The 10,760-nt window shown below is 70.2% G+C and carries 8 protein-coding genes; 5 read left to right on the top strand and 3 right to left on the bottom strand.

The window, feature by feature from the left end; all coding sequences use genetic code 11:
- The first annotated feature begins 160 nt into the window (after positions 1-160).
- Together VGW35_06105 and VGW35_06100 are read left to right on the top strand one after the other, a co-directional pair.
- On the top strand, positions 161-436 hold the full coding sequence (locus VGW35_06105) for a hypothetical protein (protein ID HEV8307223.1): 276 nt from the start codon (positions 161-163) through the stop codon (positions 434-436).
- A gap of 414 nt (positions 437-850) precedes the next feature.
- A complete protein-coding gene (locus VGW35_06100) occupies positions 851-1,876 on the top strand; it encodes a helix-hairpin-helix domain-containing protein (GenBank protein HEV8307222.1) in 1,026 nt (341 codons plus the stop codon).
- 413 nt (positions 1,877-2,289) lie between these two features.
- Here VGW35_06100 and VGW35_06095 read toward each other — a convergent pair whose 3' ends face one another.
- On the bottom strand, positions 2,290-4,884 hold the full coding sequence (locus VGW35_06095; GenBank protein ID HEV8307221.1) for a response regulator: 2,595 nt from the start codon (positions 4,882-4,884) through the stop codon (positions 2,290-2,292).
- Between the two features lie 238 nt (positions 4,885-5,122).
- Positions 5,123-5,953, bottom strand: coding sequence for a universal stress protein (locus VGW35_06090; protein ID HEV8307220.1), 831 nt, complete (start codon positions 5,951-5,953; stop codon positions 5,123-5,125).
- A 319-nt stretch (positions 5,954-6,272) separates the two neighbouring features.
- On the opposite strand from VGW35_06090, the gene VGW35_06085 reads away from it, so the two are divergent.
- Entirely contained in the window at positions 6,273-6,716 is a 444-nt protein-coding gene (locus tag VGW35_06085; GenBank protein ID HEV8307219.1) for a response regulator, read from the top strand.
- Here VGW35_06085 and VGW35_06080 read toward each other — a convergent pair.
- Positions 6,713-8,413, bottom strand: a complete 1,701-nt coding sequence (locus VGW35_06080; protein HEV8307218.1) for a PAS domain S-box protein — start codon at positions 8,411-8,413, stop codon at positions 6,713-6,715. The genes VGW35_06085 and VGW35_06080 overlap by 4 nt on opposite strands.
- A 292-nt stretch (positions 8,414-8,705) precedes the next feature.
- On the opposite strand from VGW35_06080, the gene VGW35_06075 reads away from it, so the two are divergent.
- Together VGW35_06075 and nirK are read left to right on the top strand one after the other, a co-directional pair.
- On the top strand, positions 8,706-9,683 hold the full coding sequence (locus VGW35_06075) for a multicopper oxidase family protein (protein ID HEV8307217.1): 978 nt from the start codon (positions 8,706-8,708) through the stop codon (positions 9,681-9,683).
- A gap of 43 nt (positions 9,684-9,726) precedes the next feature.
- Positions 9,727-10,758 (top strand): copper-containing nitrite reductase, encoded by a 1,032-nt coding sequence (gene nirK / locus VGW35_06070; protein ID HEV8307216.1) that lies wholly within the window; start codon positions 9,727-9,729, stop codon positions 10,756-10,758.
- Positions 10,759-10,760: the final 2 nt, after the last annotated feature.

Here is a 10,760-nt window from a genome sequence, read left to right as displayed (position 1 = left end):
CCCACAGCGACGCGGCGGCGGCCAAGGCGTTGCTGGAGCAGGCTCAGGACGACGTGGCCGCGCGCTGGCGGCTCTACGAGCACTGGGCGAGCATGCCGGCCGGCGGGTCAGTCGGCACGCCGGAGACCGCGCCGGATGGCGCGATGCAGGAGGAACACGCGTGATCGACCTGTCGACGAGCTACCTCGGGTTGACGTTGAGGAACTTCAAGCGTGGGATCGAGCTCTTGCGGGTGGTGCGGGCGAACCTCTCGGCCTGGATGGAAGCCCACGGGTACGAGTCGATCCGTCAGATGCAGGGGAGCATGAGCTACCGGTCGGTGGCCGAGCCCGCCGAGTTCGAGCGGGCGAACTACCTGAAGGTGCTCAGCTCGTACGTCCTGCGCAGCGAAGAACGGCTCAGGACATCGACCACGACGAGCTCCCGCCCCGCGTAGTCGGTGCGGATCGCGTGGGCCCAGGCGGCCACCCGGTCCCGGATCTCAGCCCGGGAGTAGAGAAGGATCAGCGCTCCGGCTGCCCGGTCCCTGACTCTTCGCGAGCCTCCATCAGCACGAGTCCCAGGCCACGGCGGGGGTGGACGTTCGAGAGGTCGTTGGCCAGGGTAGGGGATCGTGGCGAGGCTTTAGGCTTCCCGGGCCGCCCGGGCCTGCACACCGCCTCGGCGTCCGGATCTCCTGTAGGGTGCTGTTCCTCGCGCCACCACCCCCGCCTCCTTCGAAGATACGCGCCTCCAGGGCGGCGCGCAATGAGTCGATGGCGCCATCTCAGCTGGCGCGAACGCCTCAGGACCGGCGCCGAGCTTGGCAGCAAGATTGCTGCTCCGAGGGCGGAGGCGGGAGGTCATGCGTATGCAGGCAACGGCGGAGACCCGGGTAGGCGCTGAGGCCCGACGGCACCGGCCGGCCGTGGGCCAGGAGGTGGCCGAGAAGCTGCGGCAGGCCGCCGCCCTGCTGGGGCAGCAGGGCGCGAGCCCGTCCCGCGTCGCCGCGTACCGCCGGGCAGCCGAGACCCTGGGGCGCCTCGGGCGGGACCTGCGCGACATCGTCGACCGCGACGACCTGGAGGGGCTGATCGCCCTGCCCCACATCGGTTGCGGGATCGCCGGGGCGATCGACGAGATCCTGCGCACGGGGCGCTGGAGCCTTCTGGAGCGGCTGCGCGGGACGCTGGACCCGGTGCGCGTCTTCCGCACGATCCCCGGCCTGGGAGGAGAGCTCGCGCAGCGGATCCCCGACATCCTCGGCATCGACACGCTGGAGGCCCTGGAGAGGGCCGCCCACGACGGCCGCCTCGAGTCGGTACCGGGCGTGGGACCGCGCCGCGCCGCCACCATCCGCGCCGCTCTCGCCGTGCTGCTGGGTCGGACCCGAGCAGGCGTCCCCCCGCTCCGCGGGCCAGGCGTGCCGATGCTTCTCGACGTCGACCGCGAATATCGCGAGAGGGCGCAGGCCGGGAGCCTCCGCACCATCGCGCCGAGGCGCTTCAACCTTGCCGGCGCGGCATCGCGGCCGGTGCTGCACGTGAGCCGGGACGGCTGGCACTTCACCGTGCTGTACGCGAATACCGCCCGTGCCCACGCTCTGGGGCGGACCCGCGACCGGGTGGTGGTGTACTGCTACGATAACCAGCATCGAGAGGGCCAGTCCACCGTCGTGACCGAGACGCAGGGCCCGCTTCACGGCCGGCGTGTCGTCCGGGGGCGCGAGGAGGAGTGCCGCGAGGTCTACGCGTCGGAGGGGACGCTGGTCGAGGAGGGCACGCCGTTGCTCCCGGGGCTTCTCCTGACAGCTCAGCTTCCGTCGCCGACCACCAGGACCGGCCGTCCGGATCCCGCCGCCACCGAGGTCGAGACCGAGCCGAGGAGCGCGGCCTGAGCGGGCCTCGCCCGCGGGTGCCCACGACGATCAGGTCATCGCCGCCGTCCGGGCGGCCGTGACGATGGTCTCGGGAGCTCTCCGACCGCGTCCACCGCGCGGGGTCGGCGCGATTCTCGGCCACCGGCCGCAACGGGGGCACCGTTTCGAGCCGGATCTGGCGGGTGGCGGGCGCGTGGTCGCGCTCGCGGTCCCCTCGTCTAGCAAGGGGGGTCCGAGTAACCCGGCGCCGCCCACCGAGCGTGTGGTGCATCGAGGAGTGCTCCCAGCGGCGGCTTCGCCGCCGCCACGACGGGGGGGCATCGGGGGGGTCTTCCGAGACCCCCCGAAGTGACCTATGCCTTGCTCGGTCGCCGCGGGTTAGTGTTCCGCTCCGGGCGCGGGCTTCGCCCGCGCAACCCCCGGGGGGGGGGTCAGGGGGCCGTCGAGGCCCCCTCCCATGGGCTAGGGGTGGTGGAGATCTCCTGGAGGACCCGCCTCACGTCTGCGACGTTGAAGGGCTTCTTCAAGCTGGGCGCGCGCGTGCTTGCGAGGAACGCATTGATCTGAGGGCTGAGCGTGTCGCCGGTGAGCAGGATGACCCGCCCGCGGAGCGCGGGGAAAACACGCTCGATCTCGCGGTAGAGAGCCGGACCGTCGAGTTCAGGCATGCGGAGGTCGGTGATGACGACGTCGTACTGGCGATCACGCAGCCGCTCGAGCGCCACGACGCCGTTGGGAGCGGTATCCACCCGATGCCCGTCGGCCGCCAGCACTTCGGCCAGCACTTCCAGAACCCCCGGTTCGTCGTCCACCGCCAGGATCGACAACGTTCGTCCGAGGCCGGGGGCCGAAGGTGCTTCGGCGGCACTCGACCGCTCGGGGAGGGGTTCGACGGGCAGCTCGACCCGCACCGTCGCGCCGCGGCCCGCGGGACTGGCAATCGTGATGGTGCCACCGTGTCCCTCGACGATCCCCTTGCAGAGCGAGAGACCCAAACCCGTCCCCTGGCCCGGCGGCTTCGTCGTGAAGAACGGCTCGAAGACGCGGGGGTGGATGTCAGGCGGGATGCCCGGGCCAGTGTCGCTGAGTTCCAGAAAGACCCGCGACCGTCCGGGGATCACACCAGTCGTGACCGCGATGCGGCGCGGCGGCGCGGTCTCGCGGACGGCGTGGTGGGCATTCGTGACGAGGTTGACGACGACCTGGTGCAGCTGGTGCGGATCCGCGGAAAAGATCGGCAGGTCTGGCGTGAGATGACGCTCCACCTCGACGCCGTCCACGCGGAGCTGGTACGCGAGCAGCTCCAGCGCTTCGCCGATCACCCGGTTCAGTTCCACCGCCTGCCGTTCCAGCGGATACTCGCGCGCCAGGGCGAGGAAGTTCTTGACGATACGGGCGCAGCGGTCCGCCGCGCGCACGATCTTGTCCGCCTGCTCGCCGAGCGGGCCCTCCCCCGCCCGCGCCCGGAGCAGGTTGGCCCGGCCCACCACGACCGAGAGCGGGTTGTTCAGCTCGTGGGCGACCCCGGACAGGAGCTCCCCCATGGCGACCAGCTTCTCGGTCTGTCGTCGGGCCTCTTCGGCCCGTTTCCGCTCACTGATATCACGAGCGATCGTGGAGAGGTATTCGACGGCTCCATCGGACGCCCTGTGCGCGATGATGACCTGCGAGACGGGGATCTCCCGGCCATCCCGGCTCAAGAGCGCAGTCTCCCCGCTCCAGGTCCCGTCGCGAATCGCGGCCGGAAAGGCTTCCTGCACGACGACGCGGCTCGCCCATTCGGGATGCGTGTCGGCGATCCGGCGACCGGCGAGGTCCTCGTCGGGGCCGATTCCCAGCATCCGACGGCCCGCCTGATTGCAGTAGACGATCCCTCCGTCCGGGTACACGATGCCGACCAGATCGGAGGTGGCTTCCAGAATGGCGACCAGCCGTTGTTGGGTGGCCTGCCCGTGCTCGCGTTCGGCCACCTCGGCCCTGAGCGCGAGCGTCTGCCGGCTCACCTCGGCGTTGAGCTGCTCGAGCAGGCGTGCGCGCGCCAGCGCCACGGCGACCTGATTCCCGACGCCCGAGAGGATGACCAGGTCCTCTTCGCGAAAGAGACCGGCGTCCGGACCGGCGAGGTTCATCACGCCGAGGGTGCGCTCCCCGTCCCAGAGGGGAATGGTCGCGTGATAGCGTATGCTCCACGCGTGCGGCAGGTGCCGCTCGAGCCGCTCGCATTTCAAGATATTGGTGGCCTGACGGAGTTCGCCAGACCGAAGCTTCCGCCGGCAGAGGCAGTCACCCTGCATGATGCCGGCGGACACGACGGCTGAAGGCAAGCCACGGGTCGCGACGACCCGAAAGTCCTCGTCGCCCTCGCGCAGCGAGATCCAGCCGGCCTGGACACCAGGCAACTCCACTGCGCGCTCCAACACCGCGTCGGCCACGGCCTGCACGCTCGTGGCCTGGTTCAACGCCTCGGCGAGGCGATACAGCCCATACAGGAAGCTCCGGGAGCGCTCGACTTCGCCCTGGCGCGCGGACAACGCCTCGTTCAGTCCGATGGCGTCCTCGTACGTGGCGGCCAGCAGATCCAGGATCTGCTGCCGGGCCGCGGTGATGAAGTACCGTCTGCCCGCGACCTCGATCTCCACGCCCATTTGCGTCCGTTCGTCCTTCCGCGCCGCTCGGCTCGCCAGGATGTACTCGATCCGTGTCAGCAGGTACTCGCCCGCATAGGGTTTTCGGAGGAAGTTGTCGGCCCCGCACTCCAGGGCTCGCGGAAGGTCTTCGGGGCTGTAGAACGCCGTCATGAGCACGACGGGAACCTCTCGTAGCGCGGCATCGTCCTTCACACGACGACACAGCTCGAAGCCATCGATGTCGGGCAGCACGACCTCGGCAAGGATGAGCGCCGGGGGATCGGCGTGCGCGGACGCGAGCGCTTGGCCGCCGTTGACGGCGACCGTGACGGCGTACCCGGCGTCCTCGAGCAGCGACGTGATCGCGTCCGCCTGAGCCCGAATGTCTTCGACTACCAGGATTCTGCGTCCTGCTCGCGTCGAGATCAGGGTCGTTCTACTCCTCCCGGAGCCGGGTCATCGCCGCGGATGCCATCATACCCAGACGGGCATAGCCGGAAAGTATCGATCGATGACCACGAACGCGTCAATCCGTACACGTACGGAGTCTTGGCCGGGCCGCGTGCTCAATGCGGGCCCCGGGTCTCGACTGGTGTGCACAATCGGGAGTCCCGCCTCGACACCCGGACCGATTGATTTATTCGGCGAGAGTCATCGAGCTTACCCGCGCCGGCTTGAGAAAGACGATGGGAACCGACGCCGCGTGCAGCACGGCGGCCACCACCGATCTGGACAAGGGCCGCCGCCGTCCACGCTGGCCGGGGCTCGCCATGACGATCATGTCCACGCCACCCTCGCGGGCGGCGACCGCGATCGCGGCCGCGGCGTCGCCGATCCGGGCCTCGGCGCGGACCCGAACGCCGTTGGCTCGGAGCCGCGCGGCCAGCGCGTCCAGGTACGGAGTGGCCTCGACTTCGATCCTGCCCCGGGGCTTCGCCACCACCTGGAGGAGGACGACAGCCAGGTCGAACTGATGGGCGAGGCTCTCGACGAAGGGCAAGATAGACTCCGACGCCGGGGAGCCGTCGATCGCCACCAGCACGCGCCTGAGGGGCTCCGCCTCCGGTATCGGCGACTCGCCGCGCGCCGGCTCTCGCGCGCGGATGACGGCCACCGGGACGGTCGCGTCGCGCAGCACGGATTCCGCGACGCTCCCGAGCACGAGGCGGCGCAGGCCTCGCGCGTGGGTCGCCATCACGAGCAGGTCGATCCCGTGCTGACGGGCGGCGGCGACGATCGCGTACGACGGGAGCCCGCGCCAGAGCAGAGTGTCCACGTCATCGAGGCCCGAGGCGCGCACGCGGTCGCCGACCTCGGCCAGGTACGTGAGCGCGTCCCGCGAGGGCTCGACGAGCGCCACGGCCCCGCCGGTGGCGTGAAACAGGATGAGGCGCGCTCCCGCGCCCCGGGCCAGCCCCACGGCAGTCGGGAGCGCCGCCTCGGACTCGGCCGAGCCGTCGAGCGGCACCAGAAGCCTCCGGAGCTGCGGCGGAACGCTCGGCGGCATCATTCTCGCGCAGCGCGCCTGGCACGAGCACGAAGAGGTCTGCAAGCGGGTGCCCCGGGTCTGCCTCCGGCGTCCATCGGATGCTCGCCCATGCAAGGAGCGTGCAGACGGGGCCCGGCGCGTCTTCCGGCACGGCCTCGGGATGATCCCCTGAGGCACCGGCGCCCAGGGTGGGGCGTCGGTGTCCCGAAGCGGATGAACCGAGCTCGAGTGCGGAGTCCGGCGTCGAGGTCGCTGCCCTGGCAGGGGCCTTGCAGCCTCATGACGCCCGAGCAGCATCGTGAGCACCGAAGATCCGAAGCGAGTGCCCACCGGATCGGGCGAGTCGGCCCCTCGTCGCCGGACGATCCTCGTCGTGGACGACGAGGCGGACATGCTGGAGAACATCACCCGCATCTTCCGGCGCACTCCACATGAGTGTCTGACCGCCGCGGGCGGCCGCGAGGCGCTGGCCCTCCTGGAGCGCCACCTGCCGGATCTGGTGCTGACCGATCTGCGGATGCCGGGCCTGGATGGGCTGGCGCTCCTCCGGGCGATCAAGCGGGTCTCCCCTGACACGCCGGTGGTGATCTTCACGGCCTATGCCTCCGACAGCGCGGCGGGGGAGGCGATCCGGGCGGGCGCCACGGCGTTTCTCCCCAAGCCGTTCAGCGCCGCTCAGCTTCTCGAGACTGTCCAGGACGCGCTGGCGCCTCTGGACGCGCGGAGGCCGCCACCTGCCTAGCTGCTCGTGTCCCCGAGCGGCGGCAGCAACACGGTGAACGTCGTCCCGACCCCGGGCTCGCTGGACACCTCCAGGAGCCCACCGTGGTCCTTGACGATCCGAAAGCTGATGGGGAGCCCGAGCCCCGTGCCCCCCTCCTTCGTGGTGAAGAATGGCAGGAAGATCTTCGCCTTGATCGCCGGCGGAATGCCCGGGCCGGTATCGGCGACGGCCATGCGCACCCAGCCCGGGTGGTCCGCGGCTCGCCCGGTTTCGACGTGGATCTCCCCGCGGCTCCCGAGGACTTCCCGGGCGTTGTTGAGCAGGTTGAGCAGCACCTGCTGGAGCTGGTTGGCGTCCGCGTCCACGGGCGGAAGACCGGGGGCCAGCGCCCGCTTCACCTCGATGCCGGCCTTGGCGGCGTGGGTCTCGAAGAGCAGCAGCGTCTCCTCGACCACGGCATTGAGCTCGGTGGGTCGCTTGGTGCCCGGGGGCCGCCGGGCGAAGGTGAGGAGGCCCGCGGTGATCCGGCCGACCCGCTGGGCGTTCCGCTGGAGCACCGCGAGGTCTTCCCGGACGGCCGCCGGGAGGCCGGACTCCTCGGCGTCCTCCAGCATGAGCTCGATCCGCGAGGCCATGATCCCGATGGGGTTGTTGATCTCGTGGGCGACGCCAGCCGCCAGGGTCCCGATCGCCGCCAGCTTCTCGGACTCCTGGACCGACTGCTCCAGCCTCACCCGCTCGGTGACGTTCCTGACGTGGAGGACGACGCCCTCGATCTCCCCCGTCGGGCCGCGGATGACGCTGCCCTTCAGATCGATGGTCATCGGTCCCGCCCGTCGGGAGACGTGCTCGTGCCGCTCCAGGGTGAACGCCTCCTCCTGCCCCTCGCACAGGCGGTTCAGGACGGGCTCCAGCCCTTCCTGTCGGAACTCGGGGAAGGCGTCGAAAAAGGGCCGGTCTCGGATCTCCTCGAGCGGGACGCCGGTGTGGATCGCCAGGGCTTGGTTGCATCCCGCCACGCGCCGTTGCAGGTCCAGGATCGCGATCCCGTCACTGAGGCTCTCGACGACGTTGCGGATGAAGCGCTCTCGGGCCTCCAGGCTCAGGTTGAGCGCCAGGATCTCCTGGCGCTCGCGGGCCAGGAGTGCCGCCTGGTCCCGAAGCTGCGCTTCCGCTCGCGTTCGCTCGTCGATCTCGCGGTGGAGCTCCTCGTTCGCTCGCCTCAGCTCGGTCGTGCGTCGCTCGACCAGCTCCTCGAGGCGGTCGCGGTGGGTCCGGAGCTCTTCGGCCATCCGCACCCGCTCGGTGACGTCCCGGATGGTGCTGGTGACGAGCAGACCCATGGCCGTCTCCATGGGACTCAGGCTGATCTCGACGCGGAATTCGCTGCCGTCCTGGCGGCGGCCGAAGAGCTGGAGCTCGGCGCCCATCGGCCGGACGCGAGGCTGCGCCACGTAGCCCGTGCGGTGGCCGACGTGAGCCGTGCGAAATCGCTCCGGCAGCAGGAGCTCGACGGGTTGCCCGAGCAGTTCGTCGCGCGCGTACCCGAACATGCTCTCAGTGGCGGCGTTGACGAGCTGGATCCGACCCTGCGCGTCGACGACGACGATGGCATCCGGCGCGGCGTCGAGCAGTCGCCCGACATCGAGGGCCGCCAGCCCGGGCGCGGCCCGGCGGGAGCGGGCCTCGCCGGCCTTCCGCCCGCCGTCAGCCATTCCGAGCCTCCGGGGCCCGCGGGGTCCAGCCGTGGTCATGGCGGCGCGTCACGCTCCCGATTGTAGAGCAAGGGGATCGGGGCGTCGGAGCGGAATCTGATCCGAGTCTCCTGAGAAGGTCTCGTGTCCCACCGCTGGGACAGTGGGGCACGCGTGCCTCACCCGCGGGCCCGCCAGGTCTACCTGGAGCCGGCGAATCTTGCGGAAAGCTGGCCGGGCCGGCCGATGGCAGGAACCTTGCTCGTGGTCCTCCGCCAAGTGCCGGTTTCAACCTTTGGCAAGGGAGGTCCGTATGACGTCATCGCTGGTGCGCGCCGGGATCGCTGCTGGGCTGGTCAGCCTCGTCATCCTCGTCGGGCTCGGGGTGGCCGCCGCCGACACGCGTCCGGCCAAGGAATTCTCGATCTACGTGGCCGAGACCGAGCACGAGTTCTTTCCGGGCGGGCCCAAGATCCAGGCCTGGGCGTTCAACGGACAGGTGCCGGGTCCGATCCTCCGCGTCACCGAGGGCGACCTCGTGCGGGTCCATTTCACCAACAAGCACACGTCGAACCACACGCTGCACTTCCATGGCCTCAACGTGCCCAACGAGATGGACGGGGTCGCCTACGGGCATCTCGGCCACCTCGAGGTCAAGCCCGGGGAGACCCACACCTACGAGTTCGTCGCCGGCCCGCCCGGCACCCACATGTACCACTGCCACGTCAACTCGCCCCAGCACATCGACATGGGGATGGTCGGGGTCCTGATCGTGGAACCGCGGGACAAGAGCGCCGAGCCCCGAGTAGACCAGGAGCGGGTCCTGCTGCTCGATGACTGGTACATCAACGACCAGGGCGGACACGAGGCGATGGCCCACCCCGCCATGATCCACCAGGCGAACTACTTCACCGTCAACGGCAAGGCGTTCCCGGCCACCGAGCCCATCAAGCTCACGCAGGGCGAGACGGTGCGGGTCCGCATGATCAACGTCGGCTACCAGGCCCACTCGATGCACCTCCACGGCCACTCGTTCGTCGTGACCCACCGGGACGGCCGGCTCATCAGGACGCCTCAGGAGCAGGACACGCTCCTGATCGGTCCCGGCGAGCGCTACGATCTGGTGTTCACGGCTGTCGAGCCGGGGCTCTGGCTTCTTCACTGCCACGTCGTGCCCCACGTGACCAACGACGGCCAGTATCCCGGTGGCCTCCTGGTGCCGGTGGTCACGGCGCCGCGGCAGGCGGCCAACACCCACGGTCACGCCGCGCCCACGGGCAGCACCCACTGACCGGGCTGGCGGGATCCTCATGCCTCTGGAAAGGAGCCACGCCATGGATCGACGTCTCGTGCGGCTTGCTGTCGCGCTCGCGCTCGGGCTGATCGCGTCCGCCGCGCCCGGAGGAGCCGCGTGGGCCGAGGGCCCCGTGACCGCGCTCCTCACGGCGCCGCCGCTGGTGCCGCCGCCGGTCGAGCGAACCGGCCCCGCCACGGTCCGCGTCACGCTGGAGACCTCGGAGGTGAAGGGCCTGCTGGCCCCTGGTGTGGAGTACACGTTCTGGACGTTCGGGGGCACCGTGCCCGGCCCGATGATCCGCGTCCGCGTCGGGGACACCGTGGAGCTGACCCTGAAGAACGCGCCGACCAGCGAGTTCGCCCACTCGATCGACCTCCACGCGGTGACGGGACCCGGCGGCGGCGCCAAGGCCACCCAGGTCCAGGCCGGCAAGGACGCCACCTTCCGGTTCAAGGCTCTGAACCCGGGTCTCTATGTGTATCACTGCGCCACGCCCCACATCCCGACCCACGTGGCCAACGGGATGTACGGGCTCATCCTGGTGGAACCGGAGGGCGGCCTCCCCAAGGTCGATCGCGAGTATCAGGTGGTCCAGGGCGACTTCTACACGAAGGGCCCCCGCGGCCAGAAGGGACACCAGCTGTTCGATCTGGCCAAGGCGCGCGCCGAGCAGGCCGAGTACGTCGTCTTCAACGGGGCGATGGGCGCGCTGACGGGTGCCAAGGCGCTCAAGGCCACCGTGGGCGAGACGGTCCGGCTGTACGTGGGAAACGGCGGCCCGAATCTCGTCTCCTCGTTCCACGTGATCGGCGAGATCTTCGACGCGGTCTACCCGGAGGGCGCCGTCGGCAAGGAGCCCACCCGCAACGTCCAGACGACCCTCGTGCCGGCCGGCGGATCGGCGATGGTCGAGTTCAAGGTGGAGGTGCCCGGAACCTACGTCCTCGTGGACCACGCCATCTTCCGCGCGATCGACAAGGGCGCCGTTGGCCAGCTGGTGGTCTCGGGGCCCGAGGCGCCCGACATCTTCCAGGTGATCAAGCCCGGCGCCGACGACGCGGGACACTGAGC

It is taken from the genome of Candidatus Methylomirabilota bacterium (assembly GCA_036005065.1).
Taxonomy (GTDB): domain Bacteria; phylum Methylomirabilota; class Methylomirabilia; order Rokubacteriales; family DASRDR01; genus DASYQW01.
Note: the sequence above shows the minus strand (reverse complement) of the source record. Positions and strands in the feature narration are given on the sequence as shown.

Coding starts and splice junctions, on each gene's coding strand:
- VGW35_06080 (HEV8307218.1), bottom strand. CDS start 8,413: ATGGCTGACGGCGGGCGGAAGGCCGGCGAGGCCCGCTCCCGCCGGGCC.
- VGW35_06075 (HEV8307217.1), top strand. CDS start 8,706: ATGACGTCATCGCTGGTGCGCGCCGGGATCGCTGCTGGGCTGGTCAGC.
- VGW35_06100 (HEV8307222.1), top strand. CDS start 851: ATGCAGGCAACGGCGGAGACCCGGGTAGGCGCTGAGGCCCGACGGCAC.
- nirK (HEV8307216.1), top strand. CDS start 9,727: ATGGATCGACGTCTCGTGCGGCTTGCTGTCGCGCTCGCGCTCGGGCTG.